Origin of the sequence: Leuconostoc garlicum (assembly GCF_001998805.1) — a bacterium.
Classification (GTDB): Bacteria; Bacillota; Bacilli; order Lactobacillales; family Lactobacillaceae; genus Leuconostoc; species Leuconostoc lactis.
On the sequence record NZ_CP016329.1, the window covers coordinates 328,057 to 349,785 of the forward strand.

Annotated in this window: 22 protein-coding genes, 2 tRNA genes and 1 riboswitch; of the genes, 4 read left to right on the forward strand and 20 right to left on the reverse strand. The window is 42.4% G+C overall.

The window, feature by feature from the left end:
- Positions 1-52 precede the first annotated feature (52 nt).
- From A9176_RS01640 to A9176_RS01660, 5 genes are all read right to left on the reverse strand, one after another.
- The gene (locus A9176_RS01640) at positions 53-262 is read right to left on the reverse strand and encodes a DUF2969 family protein (RefSeq protein WP_010001017.1); all 210 of its coding nucleotides are present in this window, start codon (positions 260-262) and stop codon (positions 53-55) included.
- Position 263: 1 nt separating this feature from the next.
- Positions 264-1,256: a rod shape-determining protein gene (locus A9176_RS01645; protein ID WP_029510347.1), complete on the reverse strand. Its 993-nt coding sequence runs from the start codon at positions 1,254-1,256 to the stop codon at positions 264-266.
- 99 nt (positions 1,257-1,355) lie between these two features.
- Positions 1,356-1,577 carry a DUF1146 domain-containing protein gene (locus tag A9176_RS01650; protein ID WP_010001015.1) on the reverse strand — a complete coding sequence of 74 codons (222 nt, stop codon included), beginning with the start codon at positions 1,575-1,577 and terminating at the stop codon, positions 1,356-1,358.
- Between the two features lie 125 nt (positions 1,578-1,702).
- Positions 1,703-3,142: an amino acid permease gene (locus tag A9176_RS01655; RefSeq protein ID WP_077281964.1), complete on the reverse strand. Its 1,440-nt coding sequence runs from the start codon at positions 3,140-3,142 to the stop codon at positions 1,703-1,705.
- 79 nt (positions 3,143-3,221) lie between these two features.
- A riboswitch (Lysine riboswitch) is annotated at positions 3,222-3,390 on the reverse strand.
- 17 nt (positions 3,391-3,407) lie between these two features.
- On the reverse strand, positions 3,408-4,064 hold the full coding sequence (locus A9176_RS01660; protein ID WP_077281965.1) for a phospholipid phosphatase: 657 nt from the start codon (positions 4,062-4,064) through the stop codon (positions 3,408-3,410).
- A 192-nt stretch (positions 4,065-4,256) separates the two neighbouring features.
- Here A9176_RS01660 and A9176_RS01665 point away from each other — a divergent pair, with 192 nt between their 5' ends.
- Positions 4,257-5,429 (forward strand): LCP family protein, encoded by a 1,173-nt coding sequence (locus A9176_RS01665; protein WP_077281966.1) that lies wholly within the window; start codon positions 4,257-4,259, stop codon positions 5,427-5,429.
- Positions 5,430-5,469: 40 nt separating this feature from the next.
- On the opposite strand, the gene trpS is transcribed toward A9176_RS01665, so the two are convergent.
- Complete coding sequence (trpS, locus tag A9176_RS01670; RefSeq protein ID WP_077281967.1) at positions 5,470-6,486, reverse strand: tryptophan--tRNA ligase; 1,017 nt, start codon at positions 6,484-6,486, stop codon at positions 5,470-5,472.
- A gap of 158 nt (positions 6,487-6,644) precedes the next feature.
- On the opposite strand from trpS, the gene A9176_RS01675 reads away from it, so the two are divergent.
- The gene (locus A9176_RS01675) at positions 6,645-7,640 is read left to right on the forward strand and encodes a ketopantoate reductase family protein (RefSeq protein ID WP_077281968.1); all 996 of its coding nucleotides are present in this window, start codon (positions 6,645-6,647) and stop codon (positions 7,638-7,640) included.
- Positions 7,641-7,667: 27 nt separating this feature from the next.
- Here A9176_RS01675 and A9176_RS01680 read toward each other — a convergent pair whose 3' ends face one another.
- The 4 genes from A9176_RS01680 to A9176_RS01695 form a co-directional block, all read right to left on the reverse strand.
- Positions 7,668-8,606, reverse strand: coding sequence for a DUF1810 family protein (locus tag A9176_RS01680; protein ID WP_048700386.1), 939 nt, complete (start codon positions 8,604-8,606; stop codon positions 7,668-7,670).
- A 101-nt stretch (positions 8,607-8,707) separates the two neighbouring features.
- Positions 8,708-9,700, reverse strand: a complete 993-nt coding sequence (locus tag A9176_RS01685; RefSeq protein ID WP_077281969.1) for a nucleoid-associated protein — start codon at positions 9,698-9,700, stop codon at positions 8,708-8,710.
- Between the two features lie 126 nt (positions 9,701-9,826).
- Complete coding sequence (locus A9176_RS01690; protein WP_077281970.1) at positions 9,827-12,040, reverse strand: AAA family ATPase; 2,214 nt, start codon at positions 12,038-12,040, stop codon at positions 9,827-9,829.
- 80 nt (positions 12,041-12,120) lie between these two features.
- Positions 12,121-12,354 (reverse strand): hypothetical protein, encoded by a 234-nt coding sequence (locus A9176_RS01695; protein WP_048700381.1) that lies wholly within the window; start codon positions 12,352-12,354, stop codon positions 12,121-12,123.
- Between the two features lie 263 nt (positions 12,355-12,617).
- On the opposite strand from A9176_RS01695, the gene rlmD reads away from it, so the two are divergent.
- Entirely contained in the window at positions 12,618-14,111 is a 1,494-nt protein-coding gene (gene rlmD / locus A9176_RS01700; RefSeq protein ID WP_077281971.1) for a 23S rRNA (uracil(1939)-C(5))-methyltransferase RlmD, read from the forward strand.
- Positions 14,112-14,159: 48 nt separating this feature from the next.
- Here rlmD and A9176_RS01705 read toward each other — a convergent pair whose 3' ends face one another.
- The 7 genes from A9176_RS01705 to mutY form a co-directional block, all read right to left on the reverse strand.
- Positions 14,160-14,981 (reverse strand): hypothetical protein, encoded by an 822-nt coding sequence (locus A9176_RS01705; protein WP_242943232.1) that lies wholly within the window; start codon positions 14,979-14,981, stop codon positions 14,160-14,162.
- A gap of 11 nt (positions 14,982-14,992) precedes the next feature.
- On the reverse strand, positions 14,993-15,328 hold the full coding sequence (locus A9176_RS01710; RefSeq protein WP_048700375.1) for a PadR family transcriptional regulator: 336 nt from the start codon (positions 15,326-15,328) through the stop codon (positions 14,993-14,995).
- Between the two features lie 123 nt (positions 15,329-15,451).
- Positions 15,452-15,524 (reverse strand) — tRNA-Thr (locus A9176_RS01715).
- Between the two features lie 65 nt (positions 15,525-15,589).
- Positions 15,590-15,671, reverse strand: a tRNA-Leu gene (locus A9176_RS01720).
- A gap of 50 nt (positions 15,672-15,721) precedes the next feature.
- A complete protein-coding gene (locus A9176_RS01725) occupies positions 15,722-16,108 on the reverse strand; it encodes a DUF6508 domain-containing protein (protein ID WP_077281973.1) in 387 nt (128 codons plus the stop codon).
- Between the two features lie 45 nt (positions 16,109-16,153).
- Positions 16,154-17,257: an AI-2E family transporter gene (locus A9176_RS01730; protein WP_077281974.1), complete on the reverse strand. Its 1,104-nt coding sequence runs from the start codon at positions 17,255-17,257 to the stop codon at positions 16,154-16,156.
- A gap of 5 nt (positions 17,258-17,262) precedes the next feature.
- The gene (mutY, locus tag A9176_RS01735; protein ID WP_077281975.1) at positions 17,263-18,279 is read right to left on the reverse strand and encodes an A/G-specific adenine glycosylase; all 1,017 of its coding nucleotides are present in this window, start codon (positions 18,277-18,279) and stop codon (positions 17,263-17,265) included.
- 123 nt (positions 18,280-18,402) lie between these two features.
- Here mutY and A9176_RS08800 point away from each other — a divergent pair, with 123 nt between their 5' ends.
- On the forward strand, positions 18,403-18,546 hold the full coding sequence (locus tag A9176_RS08800; protein ID WP_010000998.1) for a hypothetical protein: 144 nt from the start codon (positions 18,403-18,405) through the stop codon (positions 18,544-18,546).
- Positions 18,547-18,617: 71 nt separating this feature from the next.
- On the opposite strand, the gene rlmH is transcribed toward A9176_RS08800, so the two are convergent.
- From rlmH to yycI, 3 genes are all read right to left on the reverse strand, one after another.
- Positions 18,618-19,097, reverse strand: a complete 480-nt coding sequence (gene rlmH / locus A9176_RS01740; RefSeq protein ID WP_077281976.1) for a 23S rRNA (pseudouridine(1915)-N(3))-methyltransferase RlmH — start codon at positions 19,095-19,097, stop codon at positions 18,618-18,620.
- Positions 19,098-19,748: 651 nt separating this feature from the next.
- Positions 19,749-20,888, reverse strand: coding sequence for a S1C family serine protease (locus A9176_RS01745; protein ID WP_077281977.1), 1,140 nt, complete (start codon positions 20,886-20,888; stop codon positions 19,749-19,751).
- 62 nt (positions 20,889-20,950) lie between these two features.
- Positions 20,951-21,727 (reverse strand): two-component system regulatory protein YycI, encoded by a 777-nt coding sequence (gene yycI / locus A9176_RS01750; RefSeq protein ID WP_077281978.1) that lies wholly within the window; start codon positions 21,725-21,727, stop codon positions 20,951-20,953.
- Positions 21,728-21,729: the final 2 nt, after the last annotated feature.

Genomic DNA, 21,729 nt, shown 5'->3' on the forward strand with positions numbered 1-21,729 from the left:
GTTTTATGTACAAACCCTTATCATGTTCATGATAAGGGTTTTTCTGATTATTTTATTGATATAAGTTAAAACTTGCTAAAATAGCTTCAATTGCTTCGTCTTGTGTTTTCGCTTGGTTAATCACTGCTTGCTGCCCAAAATAACCAACAAAACCACGATCTGCAGGTGCAACGTAACCAATCTGTTTCTTATCAATCAAGACTTGTGTTTGGTTTTCGACAACCACAAGCTCAACACCAAAATTTTGATTTTTCTTCCGCATATTACAATCCTTTACGCCCTGATTTCATGTGTTCAAGTAATGCCCCAGCACCTTTAGCCACATTATCTAGTGGTGAATCAGACACAACAACTGGTACTTCTAATGCGTCAGACAACAATTGGTCCATGCCATGTAGCAAAGCCCCACCACCCGTGAGCATGATACCACGATCAATAATATCAGCCGCTAATTCCGGTGGTAGCTTAGCCAAAACAGAGTGCGTGGCACGAACAATTTGTTGCAACGTGTCATGGAGTGCTTCTTCGACTTCGTTTGAGTTAATCGTAATCGTTTTTGGCATCCCTTCAAAATTATCACGACCACGCACTTCCATTGTCAATGGTTCATCAACTGGCAAGGCTGAACCAATTTGAATTTTGATTGTTTCTGCTGTACGTTCACCGACGATCAAGTTGTGACGGCGCTTAAGGTAGCCCACAATGTCAAAGTTCATTTTGTCACCGGCCACGCGAATTGATTCAGACACTACGATATCGCCAAGTGATAGCACCGCAATATCTGATGTCCCACCACCCATGTCAATCACCATTGATCCAACTGGCTTAAAGATATCCAATCCGGCACCGACAGCGGCAACCTTTGGTTCATATTCCAGATAAACCTTGGCACCACCTGCTTTTTCCGCGGCTTGAATGATCGCCTTGCGTTCGATTTCAGTGATGTTTGTTGGGGCACAAATCATAATGTTAGGCTTTGACATGAAGCCCTTAACATTCAACTTATTGACAAAGTACGTCAACATGGCTTCGGTGACGTCAAAGTCTGAAATAACCCCATCTTTCAAGGGACGGACAGCCCGAATATTGCCAGGTGTCCGACCAACCATCCGGTAAGCTTCAGAACCGACTGCTAATACACGATCTGTTTTGTCATCAACTGCTACAACAGAAGGTTCGTTCAAAACGATACCCTTACCTTCTACATAAATGAGAACATTGGCTGTTCCCAAGTCAATGCCGATATCTTTTGCCATGTTTTGTCTCCAGTTTTTTTATTTTTATAAACGGGCGTATAACGCCGAATTGTCTACATAATCTAGTCAATTATACCACAGTTGCCAATCGTTTTTGAGCTACTTTCCAAATACCGTCGCTGGTAGGACAAGGATCCAATTCGTAATAGAAATAAAGAAACTCGCCACCAAATAGCCTAAAGCAATCGCCAAAATAATCTTTAAAAAGCCGGCTTGTTTCGGCGTATATGGCATAAACTTGGCGAAATTAATTGGCTTAATTGTCCAAAATACAAAATACATGGCCAATACATTGAGACTCAGCATAACGATTGGATTCATGTTGCCCCCCTTTTTTTGATCATATTATTGTAATCAATTATAACAATATGCGCGATACTTTTGTCACAGTAACCACTTGCAATAAAAAACAAGACACCGGTTCAATACGCGGCATCTTGTTATTTTCATTTCTGTTGTGTCAAATCAACATCTTCCAATTTAACGATGTGAGTTTTGTGACGAATTTTGTAGCCAACGTATAATACCACGAAGAGTGGCACTGATAAGTAAGTCACCGCAAGCTTCTCTAGATTAAACTGTGAAAAACTTGCCGGATCCTGACCAATAATCACCCCAATTGAAATCACTAGCGCAAACAATGGACCAAATGGGAACCATTTTGCTTTATATTTCAATGCATTTAAATCTTTTCCCTGCGCAACGTAGGCACGACGGAAACGGTAATGCGACAGCGCAATCCCAACCCAAGCGATGAATCCGGTCAAACCAGAAGCATTCACAAGCCAAGTATAAGCCACTGACCCACCCTTCGTGTTTGAAATAAAGGCCAATAAACCAATTGCAGTCGTCAAGAAGAGGGCCGCTACTGGTACGCCACGGGTTGACAATTTTGCAAAAATCTTTGGTGCTTCACCCTTACGTGCCATGGCATATAACATACGGGTTGAGGCATAAGAACCTGAATTAGCTGATGACACAATTGATGTCAAGATAACCGCGTTCATCAAACTGGCAGCAAAGGCAATCCCAGCATTCTTAAAGACAATTGTAAACGGTGATTCGGCAACATTCTTAGTTGATGCACTCAACAAGCTCGGATCACGGTAGTAAACCAAAGCCGAAATGACGAAAATGGCCATAATATAGAAAAGTAAAATGCGCCAGAAAACTTGATTGATCGCCTTAGGCACAGACTTTTCCGGATCTTTAGCTTCACCAGCAGTAATCCCAATTAACTCAGTACCTTGGAACGAGAAGCCAGCCACAACAAAGACTGACAAAATAGCTTGCGGACCACCGACAAAACCATGGTTCCCAACGGATAGGTTTTTCATCACGTTAATATCTGAATGGATAACCCCAAAAATCGTAGCGACACCCACAATCAAAAAGGCAATAATCGTGATGACCTTTATCATTGACAGCCAAAATTCGGTTTCGCCAAAGGCTCCCACGGAAAAGAGGTTAATCAAGAAAATGAACACCATAGCCACCGCTGAAAAAATCCACGATGGCGTATTAGGGAACCAAAAGTTTGACACCAAACCAACAGCCACAATATCGACGGCCAATGTGATCGCCCAGTTAAACCAGTAATTCCAACCCATCGCAAAACCCAGTGCGGGATCAACATAGCGACCGGCATAATCAGAAAAAGAACCTGATGTTGGTGAATAAGTTGCCATTTCACCTAAACTGGTCATCAAGAAATAGACCATGACACCAATTGCCAAATAGGCAACAACCGCCCCTGAAGGACCAGCTTGGGCAACCGTCGCACCAGAAGCCACAAACAAACCTGTTCCAATTGAACCACCTAAAGCAATCATTGACACATGACGTGTCTTGAGATTACGTTTCATCTCACCATTATGTTCTGCCATTAACATTCTCCCTAATCGGGGCAAATAAAAAGCCCCTTTCTTGTAAATAGAAAGAGGTCTAAAAAGTTATTTTATCGTAACTTTTCAAAGCACACCACGTCGCCGTGACAGTCTAACAACTATTCGTTGTTAGCCCAATTCCCCGCTGCCTTGCGAGAAATTTCGGCAACCGCCCCTTTCGCGTAAAATCACTGTTCTTGGCGAACTCATTTACGTTACTCATGTTGGTTGCAACCTCTTTGATAACTTGAATATCATATCATCTTTAAATTAAGGTGTCAATTTCTAATACATGACGCCAATGTTTTGCATGCCGACGATACTGCTGTTCGCTCAATTGCCACCAAAAATAGCCAAAACATAGTGCCCCAAGCTCACTCGATAGCGGCATGCCATTTTGCTGCATGCGCGCTAACGCCATCAGACACCAGCCAAACACAACCAGCAGTTGAATTCCCCACTGCCATTGCCAGTTAGCTGTTAATCTTGGCACAATAATAACGGCAATAACCGCCAGAATCTGAAACCACCAAACTAACAAGAGATCTGGCATCATTGATCCCTTTTTGAAACCCTTGTCCCAATAAGTGGTTAACACCGTCGATAATAATTCAACCACCAGCAACCCTAAGATCTGCGTGGCAATCAACCAACCCATGGCAATTTTATAATTGACCAAGTAGAACAACCCAGATAGACCGATAATCCCTAAAATTGCCAACCAGTAATGCGTCAATAAACCAGCAAAACCAATCCCTTGTTGTACAAACTGCGGTATAAAATTATGTACTGCTAATTCTGTCCCATCATTCATAACATGTATAAACAGCAAATTAAACCGTACCTGAATGGCCAAAATCAAAAACAAACCACCAAAAATAAACATCAGGCATTTTCTTAATTTATCGGGTTGAATTAACATGCATTGAACTCCCTTGTCTGTTGCTCATAATCATTGTACCATTATCGCCAATATCATTAGTTGAATTTCATAATTTGGCGCTTTTTTAACTTTGTCTTTATATTCACGTGTTATGATGGTTATAATTGTGATCCCCTATCATTAGGCTAAAATGATAGGCTAATCTAGCAACATTTTAGGAGATTAATTCGTATGGAGCCTCAACCAGATTCACGCGCGCACCGACATCAAGTGCCAAAGCACAAGCTACGTAACCTGATTTTTATTGGTATTGCCATGCTTGTGTTTGTAATCGGCTGTTTTGCTTGGTTAACCATTCACAACACAAAAGGTGTTATCGACAAATCATATGCTGGTGCCGGCCTCACCAAATCCCGTGATGTATCCGAAGTGATTAAAAGCGGTCGACCCATTTCAGTTTTATTGTATGGCACGGATACCGGTGAGTTAGGTCGCACTTATCGTGGTCGTACTGATTCCATGATGCTATTGCTTATTAACCCTAAAACTGAACAAACAACCCTGATCTCACTACCTCGTGACGCCATGGTCTCAATTGACGGTTATGAAAATACTTTCCCACAAAAATTGAACGCGGCTTACGCTTTTGGTTCAACTGCTACGTCAATTAAAACGGTAGAATCATTTTTGAACATCCCCATCGACTTCTATGCCCTCGTCAACATGGGTGGCCTAGCAACGATGGTTGATCAAGTTGGTGGTGTATCCGTCAAATCACCACTCGATTTTACCTATAGTCAAGAAACTGCCCACAATTATGGTCCTAATCTCTACCGTTTCCACAAGGGTAGTAACAAATATGAGCATTCTGACGATAACGGTGTAACTTGGTCCGATTCAAAAACGGTGATGAATGGTGATGCTGCTCTGGCCTTTTCACGTATGCGCTATGGTGACCCGACCGGCGATTATGGTCGTCAGCAACGACAACGTTTAGTTTTAGAAGGCCTCATCAAAAAGTCAGCCAATGTGTCCAGCTTACTCAACGACAAGTTCATGACCACTATTTCTAAAAATGTGCGAACTGACCTCACGTTTGGTGATATGACAACAATGGCTAGCAAATATATTAAAGCCAAAAATCATATTACCACCGAACACATGCAAGGCGTGACCACCAATTATCCCGATGCTGCCGGTAACGATGTCTCTTATGAAGTGATACCACAAACGGAAAAGCAACGGGTCACGGATCTCGCTAGAAAAGCCCTTGGTCTTAAAGCCGCGAAAACTGGCCGCCCTTATGGTGGTAAAATCCCATCAAGTCTCGCCAATATCGCGGCATCATTACGCCCAGCAGGCGATAATAGTAACGACGAAACCGATACAACGACAGCACAATAAAAGCACCATGCCAAATGGCATGGTGCTTTTTTATCATGTTTTATCCAAAGTAATCAATGCCCATCGCATAGCGGACATCTTTCATCGTCGCTTCTGCCACCACATTGGCACGTTCTGATCCAGTTTTTAACATTTCCAGCACCGCCGGAATATCCTGAGCAAATAGTGCACGTCGTTCACGAATTGCTGCCATTTCGGCTTCCATCACGTCAATTAAGTGCTTTTTTAGCTTCATATCACCTAGACCACCAGCCGTATAGTGTGCCTTCAATTCAGCCACGCGTTCTTTGTCAGGATCGAAAATGTCAAGGTATGTGAAGACAACGTTGCCCTCAACATGTCCAGGATCGTCAATATTGATGTGCAACGGATCAGTATACATCGCCTTCACTTTTTTGGCCAATGTATCGGCATCATCAGAAATATAAATGCCATTACCCAACGACTTAGACATCTTAGCATTGCCATCGATACCAGGTAAACGCCCTTGTCCCTTCGGTGGAAAGACACCGACTGGTTCAACAAGGACATCAGATTGGTAGGCATTGTTAAATGACCGCACCAACTCACGGGCTTGTTCTAACATTGGTTCCTGATCGTCCCCAACCGGCACTTTAGTGGCACGGAAAATGGCAATATCAGCAGCCTGTGACACCGGATAAGTTAAGAATCCAGCAGGGATTCCCTCACCAAAGCCTTTTTGTGAAATTTCTGCTTTCACAGTCGGATTACGTTGTAACCGTGCTACTGACACCAAGTTCATAAAGTATTCTGTCAGTTCAAATAACCCTTTGATTTGTGATTGTACAAAAATCGTTGTTTTTGTTGGATCAATCCCAACTGCCAAATAATCCAAAGCAACTTCCGTTAGTGACTGCCGAATTTTTTCTGGATTACGCGCATTATCTGTAAAAGCTTGCGTATCAGCAATCATCACAAATGGTTCATATTCGCCTGAATTTTGCATTGCCACACGATTTTTTAATGACCCAATATAATGACCGATATGCAACTTACCAGTTGGTCGATCACCTGTTAAATAAATTTCTTTAGACATTTTAACTTCCTCTATTAAAAACGTGCAACATGCACTCTACCTCTTATTATACGGTAAATTTCACAATGTTCATAGCCAAAAAGATTAAAAATACCCTTGACTTAAAATGTGATAAACATTAGAATAATATCATTATATGACGATAGGAGATTGATACGATGAAATATGCAGTAGTTGGCGCAGGCGCAATGGGATTGCGATACGGTATTCTCCTTCAGGAAAATGCAGGTGTCCCAGTGGACTTTGTTGAACCCACCCAGGCGAGTTTAGATAAGATTCGTGCGCAAGGCGACAAAGTTTGGAAATCACGTGATCACAAAGACCGTCATGACATTAAAATCAACATTTTCTCACCTGAGGAATATGATGGCGCGCCCGATGTCTGGATTTTCTTTATGAAGCAAATGCAGCTACAAGATACCCTCGATCGTCTGGCACCGAAATTCAAACCTGGTCAAACCGCCTTAGGTGCTATGAATGGCATGGGTCACATTGAAAAACTACAGCAATATTTCGATGATGAACAGATTATTGGCGGTACAGCCATGATCGCAACTGTCTTAAACGATTTTGGTGACGTCGACTTTATGGGCGCAGAAGGCGCTGGTTCTTCTGTCTATGCCAATTTGACAGAGAAACCTTCCGCAACCATGGATGCCCTCCTAACTGACTTTGAAGCTGCGCATTTAAACCCAAGTTACACCGAAAATTTCATGGGTACACTGCTGACTAAAGTCTTCTTCAATGCCGTTGAAAACTCGATTGCAACGATGTTTCAATCGCGGATGGGCCAACTCATGGCTTACGACAATTTCCTGGAAGGCATTGCACGCCCACTCATCAACGAAGCTTATGATGCCGCTGAAGCTGCTGGTATTGAACTCATCGAAAGTCGTGATGATATGGTGGCGCAAGTTGACTATGTCTCAAACGTGGCCAATCCCCTCCACTTCCCTTCTATGTACCAAGACTTTGTGAAGGGACGGCCAACCGAAGTTGATTATATCAACGGCTGGATTGCGGACCTTGCGGATAAACACGGTACCCAAGCACCAAATCATCGTTTGGTCACCAATTTTGTCCACTTAGCTGAATCAATGCGTGAATTCACGCCACCTGTTAATAAGTTAGCCCCAGATTATACTGGTGCTTAATAAAAAAGCATGCCGCAGCATGCTTTTTTATTGTGCTAACAAGGCCAATGTTTCAGCGTGTTGGACACCATTAAAGTATTTATCAAGTGCTTGTTGGTAAAGGGGTGTCTCCGGCGCCACTTGATTAAATAGTGTCAAACTGGCTTGGAACTTTGGTGCATCTACTGCGCCAAACACAGTCACCGGATCGTTACCTGCCAATGCCAGCGTCGTGGCGACAATCGCCTCTAAACGCGTCCGAAGTACTAGATCTGCCAAATAAGCTTGCGCCTCTTTGGCATCAGCTAATCCATAATAAATGGCCCGCTCACTTTTACCCAAAGCGCGTAATTGCGGTAAGACGTACCACATCCAATGCGTCTGCTTTTCGCCCTGACTTAATTCTGCTAACGCATCAGTGTACGTGTTAACCCCGACAATTTCGCCGTTTTGCGCATCCACAAAGCGCTGTAAGGCTGAATCAAGCGTGATATTTTGGACAGCCCCAGTTGCTTGGTACTTTCTAAATAAACGATATACGGCCTGTCCGGCAAACGTCAGGTGCACATGATCAATCGTTTGGGGTGAGACCCACTTTTTGGCGTCGATTTCCGTCTCGTCAATATCTGTTTGTTCAACCGTCCAATCCGTTAAATGAAAAACCGTCGTATAGAGTTTTGCACGGTCGCCATTTGGATAATGCGCCACAAATTGTTTGCCGGATACCGTCCCGATCAATTGCAGGTTTTTCGGGTCAGCCGTGATGCCTGCTTCTTCCGTCGCTTCTCGCGCGGCATTCTCTTGCCAAGATAATTCTGGTTCAACGTAGCCCCCAGGAAACGCCCAACCATCAAAATCCCGATTATAAATCATCAGCAATTCACCTTGTCGGTTTTCAATCACCACATCGGTTGTGGGCATCACTAATTCAAAATCGTGACCTACCTGTTCACGAATTTTTGCAACATAAGAATCTGCGTATGGCATGACATTGTTTATCCAAGTTATGACTAACTTAGCCCTTTCTTACCTTATCCTATTTTCCTCATTATAGCAGTAAATGATCCGGTACCCAATAATTGATACTGTCACACTGAAAACTTATTGGCAATTTGTTCAATATCTTTAATGACCAGCGAGATTGTGCCATTATCATGATTGATAAATTCGACTTTTGAGCGATCTTGATAGACCGCCATTGGGATTGAAACTTCAATCCCTGAATCTAATTTAAATTTTTGCACACAGTACTTCTTTTCATATTTTGGCGTATTCTCAACTGGTACTTTGGGGGCAACCGCCTTTTCGGTTAACTTTTCTTGATATTGCGCTTGGGCCGTCAAATTATCTGGAAACGCCTGTTCAGCAATTGCGGTCGTATCAATCTGGCCCGTTGATAAGCCGTCATAAATGACTGCCTGAGTCATCGCTAATGCCTCATGCGCCAGTATATCATCAAACTTTTCAGCCACAGACTTCACCGTTCGCTTAATGGTCTGAATATTTTCTTTCAACGACGTTTCGGGTGTCAACGCCAGAAACTTTTCCGAAAAGTAGGCACAACGTTGGCCATCAATCACATATTTTTTCTCTAATAACTGATAACGTTGCGTCGTCAAATCAACGATAATCGCCTCATCGACGGTTTGACTACTGGCTGGTAAAACTGTTTGGTTCAACACCAAATTATTCACCATCTGATCCTCAATATAGGTCACAGTGTGCGCATAACGTGGTGAAAAATTCAACTTAAGTAAGCCAAAAATTGGGCCATCATCTGACGTCGCCAAAAAACTCAACATGTCCCCTGCTGGCACAGCATCACTAGCAGCAATCAGATCAAATAATTTTGTGGCTAATGCCGTCGTCATCTCTGAAAAATCAGGATTAGCTAGCATCGTTGCCAAATAATCTTGCGCTGTCAAAGTACCTTGTTTCACATCCCCAGCTGACATTTTGGCGACCAGTTTTTCAATATACGTTTGTACGCCAGCATTATCTAAGGGCATCTCCCCTTGTGACGCGATAAGACTACCTGTGTTCGTGTCTAGAATGTGTAACATTGCATGTTGGATAATCATCTTTGCATCCTTTAGGTTAAATTATTTTATTATATCATGCACGCGAATGCCGCTATCTTGCGGATAACAAAAAAGTCGATAAACCTTAACGGTTTATCGACTTATCACGTATTATCGCGTAGCTAATTACTTCTTCTTGTCAGACTTGCCTTTGTGGTCCTTGCCCTTATCAGCTCCAGCATCTGAAGCTTCACGAAGTTCTTCATCTTCATTCACGACATCATTGTCAGTCAAAGCGGAAATGACCAACTTGTCGTCAACTAAGTCAGCACGCAAGTGCTTTTCTTCAGGGTTTTCAAGATAGAAGTCCGTTACTTGATCACGGATTTGTTGTTCGATCACACGACGAAGTGGACGTGCACCCATTGCTTCGTCATAACCTTGTTCAATCAAGTATTCCTTGGCAGCATCAGTCACTGTCAACGTGATGTCCTTCTTAGCCAATGTTTCGTTCACATCGTCCAACATCAAGTTCACAATGTGCTCCAAATCAGTCTTTGTCAAAGCTGAGAATTCGATTACACCGTTGAAGCGGTTCAAGAATTCTGGACGGAAGTAAGGGGCCAAACGGTCCATCAATTCACCTTCGCTCTTGTCTGAAAAGCCAGCGTTTGATGTGGCAATAATCACTGTGTTCTTGAAGTTCACAACGTTACCTTGACCGTCAGTCAAACGACCATCATCCATCACTTGCAACAACAATGTCAAAACTTGTGGGTTAGCCTTTTCAATTTCATCCAATAGGACAATTGAATATGGATTACGACGAACCTTTTCAGTCAATGTGTTGCTGTTGTCGTCATAACCAACATAACCGGCTGACGTACCAATCAACTTTGCTACGGCTGTCAAGTCTGAGTATTCTGACATATCCAAGCGGATGATGTTTTCCTTTGAACCAAACATTTCAAGGGCTAATTGCTTAGCCAATTCTGTCTTACCAACACCAGTAGGACCGACAAATAGGAAGCTACCGATTGGACGGTTACCTTCGTCAAATCCGGCACGATTACGACGGATGGCACGTGCCACCATTTTAACAGCTTCATCTTGACCAATAACCTTACCAGCCAAACGTGAACCGATTGTCTTCAAACGTTCGATATCTGAGGCACCCATTTTTGATACTGGGATACCCGTCAAACGTTCAACAGATTCAGCCACATCGTTTATTGTTGCAACAACCTTAGTTGCTTTGTCTGCGCCAGCAATTTCCTTTTCCAAGTCAGTAATCTTGTTCTTGTGCATCAAAGCAGCTTCGAAGTCTTCGTCAGAAACCGCCTTTTCTTGCTTTTCCTTAGCTTCAGCAAGTTGCTTTTCAAGACTTACCTTATCTGTAACAGGGTTCTTAGCACTCAAGTGTGCAGCTGTCATATCCAACAAATCAATGGCTTTATCTGGCAATGAACGTTGTGGGATGTATTGGATTGAATAGTCAACTGCAGCCTTCAATACTGGTTCTGGCAATTCAACATGGTGGTGCTTTTCATACAATGGCGCAATACCCTTAAGGATTTCCAATGTGTCCTTTGCTGATGGGGCATTAACCGTTACTTCATTGAAACGACGTGCCAATGCGGCATTCTTCATGATTGTGTTACGGTATTCGTCTTGTGTTGTCGCACCAATAACTGAAATTTCACCACGGCTCAAAGCTGGCTTGATGATATCAGCCAATCCCTTCCCGCCATCTTGGCCACCAGTTGAACCGGCACCTAGAATTTGGTGGATTTCGTCAAAGAACAAGATGATGTTTCCGGCAGCCTTAACTTCCTTCACCAAGTTTTGGATGTTTTCTTCAAAGGCACCACGGTATTGTGTGCCAGCTTCAAGACTTGAAATATCAATTGAGAAGATTTCCTTGTCCTTAATTGCGGCTGGGACATCACCATTTACAATGGCTTGTGCCAAACCTTCAACAACCGCTGTCTTTCCAACACCGGCATCCCCAACCAATATTGGGTTGTTCTTTGTACGACGGCCAAGGATTTCAGCTGTTTCTTGAATTTCCTTGTTACGGCCAATAACCGGGTCAAGCATACCTTCACGTGCTTCAGCCGTCAAGTTACGACCAAGCTTCATCAAGATACTTTCTTGCTTAACTTGTCCAGGTTGTTGTGCAGCCATGCGACCGTTACCAGCAACATGTCCTTGTTGTGTGCTTTGTGGCAACTTACCCGTTTGACGATATTCTGCAAATTGTTCAGGTGTTACTTCTCGTCCGTTGATCAAGTAACGACGGTTTTCAGTGTTGAAACCGTTCATGTTACCCATCATGTTGTTAAAAATTTCGTTCATGTCAGATCCGAATGGATCATTGAAAAAGTTGTTATTTGCCATAAGTATATCCCCCTCTTATCTTAAGTTATAATCAAAATTATCTGTGTTAAGCCCCAACTACGCTGATATCAAATAACGGTTCAACGTCCCTCAGGGTTGAAATAAAAATTTTCTAGATCGCGAAGCACTTCCCAAGCAGCCTTATTTTGGGCCTTAGCAAGTGCAACCAAATCTCTAACATTTAAACTAGTTGCGTCTGATTGTGTTTTGTTAAACGATTTATGAATCGTTGTATAGCTGTAACCAGACGCCTTCGCTACCCGATAAATCGTGAGCGAATTATCAGCTAAATACGCCTTAACATCAAATTTCATGGTCGTTTGCTCCAACTAATTTATCTATTTTGTCTGACCGCGCACATGAACGTGATGTCGGTCAATAAAGTTTATGTTCCGCTTCATTCTCACACATCCCCTCTATGACTATTATAACACCTTTGTATTATAGCGCAAGTGTAAAACACTCACTTTTGTAAATTATTTTATCAGCCCAGAGCTGTTATACTGAATAGGTAACAACGTCACCATAGCATTGCATTGCAGAAAGGACATGTGCGTGATCCACGTACATCATAAACATGACAGAAAATACAAACAAAAAACGGGCTTATGCACAAAAAGCACGGCCAACAACCGGCAAAAAGCCCTATTATGGTAAAAAATTTGATCCCCGTCGACAGGATCGTCGCCAAGCAACCGGCGACGGGGTCGATGTGCGCATCGGTCAAAATTTTCCACTCACCATTAAGCGTTTAGGGATCAACGGCGAAGGTATCGGCTACTTCAAACGTAAAATCGTATTCGTCCCTGGTGTTTTACCTGATGAAGTCGCAGTCGTTAAGGTAACCGATGTCCAACCAAAATACATCACAGCTAAAGCGCTCAAAATCCGTGAAAAGTCCCCTAGTCGGGTCGCCCCACGCGATGAGTACGCCGATGAAGTCGGTGGTTTTGAACTGGAACACATGACTTATCCAGCACAACTAGCCTTCAAAAAAGACGTGATTGCCCAAGCCTTAGAAAAGTTCCAACCACGCGGTTGGACTGATTATGACTTGCGCGATACCATTGGTATGGCAAACCCCTATGAATACCGCAACAAAGCGCAATTCCCTGTGCGAAAAATTGGCGATAAGCTGAGCGTGGGGATGTACAAGCGCAGTAGTCATGATTTAGTCGACTTACCTGTTGTGCACACGCAAGATCCAGCAACCATGAAAGTACTGCGAACAGTCCGTGATTTGCTGGATAAATTATCCGTTTCGATTTATAACGAAGATAAAAATCGTGGGACTGTCAAAACCATTGTCGCGCGTGCGTCACATACAACCGGCGAAGTTCAATTGACCTTTGTCACCAATACTGATGGCTTCCCTGGCGATGCCGCCTTAATTGAAGCCATTAACCAAACCCTCCCCGAGGTCACCGGTATTTTCCAAAACTTTAATCCTGGCCGAACAAGCATTGTTTGGGGTGAAGAAACCATCAAATTATGGGGGAAGGATTACATCGAAGAAACGATTATGGGGAAAACTTTTCAGTTATCACCACGCGCCTTCATGCAATTAAACTACACCCAAATGATCGTTATTTATAACGAGGCCCTTGCCGCCCTCGATTTGACTAGTGCAGATAAGCTCGTAGATGCTTATGCCGGTGTCGGCACAATTGGGCTGAGTTTGGCAGATAAGGTCGGTGAAGTGCGCGGTATGGAAATCATTCCTGAAGCCGTCGATGATGCCAACATTAACGCTGAAATCAACCACATTACCAATGCCAAATACGAAATTGGCACGGCAGAAGAACTCTTTCCAAAATGGCAAGCAGAAGGTTGGATCGCCGACGCCCTCGTGGTGGATCCACCACGTACTGGTTTAGATACTGCCTTGCGTCGTGAAATTCTACGCACCAAGCCAGAAAAGTTTGTTTATATTTCTTGCAACGCGTCAACCTTAGCACGAGATTTAGTAGATCTTACCCAAGCTTATCAGGTGGAGTATATTCAAAGTATCGATATGTTCCCACAAACTGCCCGTTGGGAAGGCGTCGTGAAGTTAACACGCCGTGATTAAAACATAAAAACAGCCAAACCATTAATGGTTTGGCTGCTTTTATTTTTATCATTCTGATTTCTTCATTTTTTTCACTGCAAAGTAACTCATTAAATAAAAGACAATCATCACAATAACCATTAACCCAGCGTAAAGATAACGACCAGATTTCATACTAAGCAACGCATCAAAGTGCGGTATTCTTGCAATAATACCCATAAGGCCAAAGACCAACGCTACAATCACAAAAGGCGTCCACATCTGTTTATCTGTCAGTCGCAGATAAACAATTCCGCCTATTAACCAACCTAACAAAATAACACCAATCCCCCAAATGCCATCAAGCGATATTCTGACCGGAGTTTTCACCAAAATAGTGATTAAAGATAGCGGCGCCAACGCAATAATACCTATAAGACACCAAATCAGCCATTGCATCACCTTATGCAAGCGCCACGTCGATACACGATAAATCGTTACCGCAAGGTACTTAAAAAGTATCATAATCATTAGCAAGGTATACAATCCAGCAATTAACATGGCCCCCACATCAGTTGGTTTACCAGTTGTCGTCAATGTTGGAAAGATGGTAATGCCCATATAACTCCCGACAGCTATCAGCGCGAGTTTGATCACCGCCCAAAAATTTCTGGGTACTTCTGCCAAAAATGCATCCGCTACCTCTTTTGGCTCTTTTCCGAAATAATCAACTGCAGATAGGCCATCTTTTTGGGCAGCAAGAATATCTTGTAATACATCAAGTAAGAAGGATTCAATTTGCGCCTCATCGCGCGAGACGCTTTGAAAGCGCAAATAAAGTAGCAAATCATTATAGTAGGCTTTATTTTCATCATTTAAACGTTGCCGCAATTGGTTATTTTCTTCAATCATCTGATTTGTGTTCATTTTTTCTCCTCCTCAATCATGTGATTAACGACATTTGCTAAGATATCCCACTCCAAAAGAAATGCCTGCTTTTCAACTTCCCCAGCTGGTGTCACATAGTAATACTTACGGTCTGGTCCTTCTTGAGACGGTTGCATTTTCCCCATAATTAACCCACGCCTTTCCATTGCAGCTAATAGCGGATAAATTGTCCCTTTTGGAATACCTTCTAAGCCATAGTCATTCATTTGCTTACTAATGCCGTAGCCATAATCGGGTTTTCGTGACAAAATAATGAGCATCATCCCTTGTAGAATGCCTTTCAACATTTGACTCGACATATTTTGCTTCATGTGAATACGACCTTTAGAACTATATTGTTTAACATACTAGTAGTATATACTATTTTTACTATATTGTAAAACATACTAGTGAACAAAAGAAAAAGCAGTGATTTAAAATCACTGCTTTTTTGATGCCGACTAGCGGATTCGAACCGTTGACCCCCTCATTACTAGTGAGATGCTCTACCAACTGAGCTAAGTCGGCAACGCCAAGTACTCAAGTATACCTAAGTTATACTAGATACCCCAGAGAACAAATTGTTCTCTTAGTACGGGTGACAGGAATCGAACCTGCACGCCTTGCGGCACTGGAACCTAAATCCAGCGCGTCTGCCAGTTCCGCCACACCCGCATTTAGTTGCTTAGACAACTATATTAGTTTACTTTAAATTCCAACATTCGTCAAGACTTTATTTCACTTTTTTCCTTCAACTGACAGGCCCGTGTCATAAGATCCAGTAAAATCCCATTTTCCACTAAAACCTGCCACATGCCGGGTGTATATTTTTCCCCGCGAATGATCGCTGACAACACCGCACGCACTAAATCATAGTCTTCTGACGTAGCGGCAATCTCTGCCACAACGGCTTCTGGCACCCCTTCATGAAAACCATGTTGTCGTAAGGTGCGGTCAAAATTACGATCAAACTCAGCTGACTTAAAGTAACTTTGCGCGAGTGCCAAAATATCAACTGAATAGGCTGGATATGGGCCAGCTGGCCAGGGAATTGGTTTGCCTTTAGCTGATGCCAATACGGCAATATTTTTTTCAAAGTTAAATGCTTGCATAACTTAACCCCCTACTAGATTAAACTCAGTATCTAGTATAGCACATTACTTACTTTTTGTCAGTATAAACAATTCAGCAGCAAACTGTACCACCACGCGTAGGATAGCATAAACTGGCACAATCAAAATCATCCCAACAATGCCCCACAAGTTACCTGCAACCATCAATAAAATCATAATTGTTAACGGATAAATCGCCAAACTTTTACCAATCACATTTGGATAAATGAAGTTCCCATCCAATTGTTGCACAATCGTCATGATAATCAACACCAGTACCACTTGTTTCCAAGATTGCGTGCTTGCAATAATGAGGGCTGGCACCACACCAATCCATGGCCCAAGGTAAGGCACAATATTTGTAATACCGGCAATAATCCCAAGCAACCAAGCATACGGTTGTCCAATTAAGAGATACCCAATGGCCATTGACGCACCAACGAAGCCCATTTCAATTGCTTGTCCGGAAATGTATTTTTCAATCGTTGTATCCATTTTTGTGGTGAGTTCTGATATTGTTTCCGCATGCCGTGCAGGAAATAGCTTTTGAATGGCGGGCACCAAGCGATTCCCATCATTTAACATATAAAATAAAATGACTGGAATTGTGACCAAGTTAATGGTCACCGTTGTGACTGTTGAAGCAACAGTGCCGAGTGTTCCAGCAGTTACCGTCAAAAACGAGCCTGCATATTTGCCCACTGCTGTTTTAACTTGTTCCACATCAACCGACAAATGAAACGCATCAAACCATTCACTCTTGACGACTTCTGTCGCGATGCGTTGCGCATCATTCACAAAGCTTGGCAAAGCATTTACTAAATTCGTAATTTCTTGAATTAACGTTGGCACCAACACAACGAGTGCCCCGACAATCATGGTTAAAAACCCCAAAAATGTGATTACAACCGCTACTTGATGTGGTATCACTTTACCACGGATTTTAATTTTTTGAATCAGTGAGACCAGTGGCTTTAAAATATAATACAGAAAACCAGCGACCACCAAAGGCGCAAAGACCGTCGAAATGAAAACCTGAATCGGGCGCATCAAAAAGTCAAAGCCAGAGACGATATACACCAGCAGTGACAACGCTAATAATTCAATTGTCCAAAAAAAGAGTTGTTTTAACTTAGGATTTGGAAACATGTGTGTTATTCCTCCAACGCATTCAGTAATTTGTGTTGTACTGTGGGCAGTGATAGGTGCTGCCACTGATCAGGCGTCAAGTATTGCCGATTATCAGTTAATGGCAAGTCTCGTTTCACAAGCCAAATTTCCCACCGGCGATGTGTAAAGGCGTGCACAATGGGTTTAATATGTAGCTGTTCACCGACAATTTGCTCAATATTTTGAATTTCTTCCAACGGGAAAGTCCAAAAACCCGATAACAAACCAGTATCTGGCCGTTTTTCAAAAAGCAAACGACCATCTTTTTCTGAAACAGTTGCAGTATACAGTTGCTTAACTGGCTTCTGCTTTTTTGTTTTAACCGGATAAGTCATTTCCACACCATCGCGATAAGCTGCGTTAAAGGCCCGCACCGGTGAATCCGCGCTGTTAGGATTTTTAGCTGTCATATAACTTGAGCCAAGGTCCATGATAGCTTGGTTAAAGTCACCTGGTCGATCAGGATCAACGATTGGCAAGATGGCATCGTAAAAAATCTTGCGCGATTTTGGTTGCGCAATATCGGCGTCAATTTTTAGTAAACGACTAAACACGCGATAAGCATTCCCATCTACAGCCGGCACGACTTCGCCAAAGCTAATCGAAGCAATAGCTGCTGCCGTATAAGGACCAACACCTGGCAAGGCTTGCAGATCATCAGCACTTTCCGGCCAATGCCCATGTAAATCATCCACAACAAAACGCGCCGCTTTTTGTAAATTCCGCGCCCGTGAATAATAGCCTAGACCTTCCCAAAGCTTTAACACTTGTGCCTCTGGCGCACGTGCTAAATCCTGAACGGTTGGTAAAGCCTGCATAAACCGTTCATAATATGGCAGCACTGTATCCACTTGGGTTTGTTGCAACATGATTTCTGATACCATAACCCGATAGGGGTCATGATCAACACGCCAAGGTAATGTCGCACGTCCCTCACGGTCATACCAATCCAGTAATGTGCGCCGAAAATTTTCAATTGTTTCTTCTGACCAAAATTCCATAATACTATTGTACCCTAAGTTAGCCTGAATTTAGCACGGGTTATTCGCAAAGCCTTGTTTTTTCGGGATATATAACGTATAATAATATCTTGTATGTAAAACATTTAAAAAGGAGTACCCATCATGGCATTAAAGAAGCCGCTTAATTCATTCGCCCGTGCTCGCAAGGTCGGACACAACTCAGCCAAGAAGCAACGCCAAATTGCGATTGCAAAGTTGCAACAATGGGCAAAAGGTAAGTCAGAAGAATTACCTGAAACAAAGTAATCACATCTGATCCCTAAAAAACCAGTACATGTACTGGTTTTTTTGTTTGCCCTTTTTTCATATAAAAGCGCTTATTTATGGTACGGCGAGCCTTGTTGAATCATAAAGGCCCGATAAATTTGTTCAACCAACACCAAGCGCATTAATTGATGTGGCAGTGTCAGCAGACCAAAACTCATTTTCATATTGGCACGTTGCTTGATCGTAGGATCAAGCCCTAGTGAGCCACCAATAATAAACGTGATGTCTGAATAACCTGCTAAGGTAACATCTGCTAGTTTTTGCGCAAACGCCTCTGAAGGAAATTGCTTGCCTTCAATCGCTAGTACAATCACAAAATCGCGTGCCCCAATTTTTTCTTGAATCCGCGCCCCTTCTTTCATGAGAATTTGTTGATTCTGGGCTTCACTTGCTTTATCTGGTGTTTTCTCATCGGCTAATTCGATAACGGTTGTTTTAGCAAAACGTGATAATCGCTTCGTATATTCCGCAATTCCGGCTTTCAAGTAGTCTTCTTTTAATTTACCGACAGTGATAATTTTAATGTTCATAATGGTTAACACCTTTATATTTTCTTAAACTTTTTCATCATGATGCAAACATTTGTATCTGACAACTTATCCACAATTTGTCATACGAACAACATAAATACAACATCGTAATATGCCTATTATACCAGTACTTGACCTGTTCGCATATTTTTTTATCCACAATTTTGAGCACATTTTAAACAAAATGTGGATAACTTTTTCCACGTTTTTGAATGGCGTTTTAGCCAATTTTCACCCGCCATTCTTGACCTTATCCACAGTTTTCCACTTTTTTATCCACAACTGTGGATAAGCACAGATGTTCCCTTAACACTGCCACAGGAAAAATGGCTAATGTTCCTATTTTCAGTCACTATCTTGATTTCATTCGTTTTTTAACGACCCTCACGTCCTAAACGCAAACATTGACGCGCTATTGACATTATTGATCAAAAATTTACGAAATCACGCCGATTTTGCCGTTTTCATCGCCGATTTAATGAAAACTTAACAAATAAAACTAGTTTTCAACATGACCCCACCGACTTATCCACATTTTATCGACTTTTACACCGATTTATCAACATTTTCAGACGATTTATTAACATTTTCAGAAAACAGCAGCTCATCTAATTTGTAAAAAATGTGTAAAGAAAAAAGTTAACGCGCACGTTAACTTCCTAATTTTTGTGTTAATTTAACTTTAACAGTCTTTTTCTCTGCTTGGTGATAATAAGTAATTGTGACCGTATCATTAAGATCATGCTTATATAATTCTTCACGCAAGTCAGCTTGCCCCGTCACGGTTTTACCATCAATTCCAGTAATTACGTCGTATTTCTGAATACCAGCTTTAGCCGCTGGTCCATTAGGGATCAAACTCATGACAACAACGCCGCCCTTAACTGTATCTGGGATCTTCAACAGCGACTTTTGGTCATCAACCGTCACAGCTGATAATTCAACTAATCCAATGCCAATAGCTGGACGCGTCACTTGGCCATACTTGACCAACTTATTAACAATATCCACCACTTGATTTGACGGAATAGCAAATCCCATCCCTTCAACACTCGTGCCAGAAGCAGAAGAAGAGAGTTTCATTGAGTTAATCCCAATCACTTGGCCAGCAAAATTAATTAATGGACCACCGGAATTACCAGGGTTAATGGCCGCATCAGTTTGAATAACCGTTGAGCCCCCATAATTTTGCCCATCTTCAGAAGAAGACTCCACCAAACGCTTCTTAGCCGAAATAATCCCTTCTGTCACCGATGACGCATATTGTGACCCTAACGGCGAGCCAATAGCCAAAACTTTCTGACCTACTTGGATCTTATTGGAATCACCAAATGCTGCCGTTGTGGTAACCTTATCGGCAGCGATCTTTAACACCGCTAAATCCGTCATGGCATCCTTTCCAACCAACGTAGCCGTCACTTTTTGCCCATCATGTAACATGACTTGAATTTGGGCTGCTCCGTTAATCACGTGATTATTCGTCACCACATAGGCCGCATCCCCAGACTTCTTGTAAATCACGCCTGAGCCTTCAGACGCTTCTTGAAAAGAATCTTTGCCCGTTTGAGAGAAATTCAACACAGAAACAACCGCATCTGACACTTTATTGTAAGCTGAAGTCGCCGTTGCATCCTTGGCAATTGTCACCGTCTTATCAGCCTTGGTGGTGACTTTTTGTTGTGATTGTTGCATATCTTCTAAGCCGCGCTGCCCATACAACATCGCCCCACCACCAAGAACGCCAGCAACTGCGCCGGTTACGATAATTTTTGTTAATGATTTATCTGCCATATTATTCACCCATCTATTGCTTTATTTTAAGTGTATCGATTACAAATTAATATTAAATTAAATTATACCGATAAGTTATCCCCAGTAAAGGCATTGATCTTTAAAATGTATTTATCACGACCGCTATGTGCTTCAAACGCCCACACTGGCAGATAAATATCATAACCATTCACTGTTAATATTTTATCATAGTACAAGTAACCCTCAGATAAACGATCCCCACTATCCAATTCATTATACCGGTACAGCGCAACAATCGCCTCTTCTTCAGAGATAAGTGGCCGATCATCACGAAGCTTTTGACTATTGATTAACTGCCGTTTCACCACGTTGATTGGCTTGCCATTTTTATCATAATGAAAAACCATTGTGCCTGGCTCCGCCATCACCGGTAAACCGTTGACGACTTGGGAATAGACTTTATCCCCATTTGTTTTATTGGCAGTTAAAATCGGATTATAGCGGTACCCCGCATCGTAAGCAATCACATTAGGTGACAAACTTGTTGGCTCACCATCGCGCGGTTTCAGCCCTTTGGCTGTGCGGAATTCGCCAACCAACTCTTCTGCATCGCCTGCCGTTGTTGTCACGAGATCACTTGGCAAGCGCGTAATTTCTGACTTTTTAGCATGTTGCGCGGCCAGATAACTTTTATACTTAATCATCGTGCTAAAACTCGGCAACTTAATATTTTGCTTTTTCATCTCCAAAATAATATTTGCGTTAGCATCCGCAACTTGGATCGGTGCAACACGACCAGCCTGCCACCAATTAAATAGGAAAATGTCCAGCAAAACAAACAAAATCAACATGAGCACGGTAATACGTTTAAATTGCATGA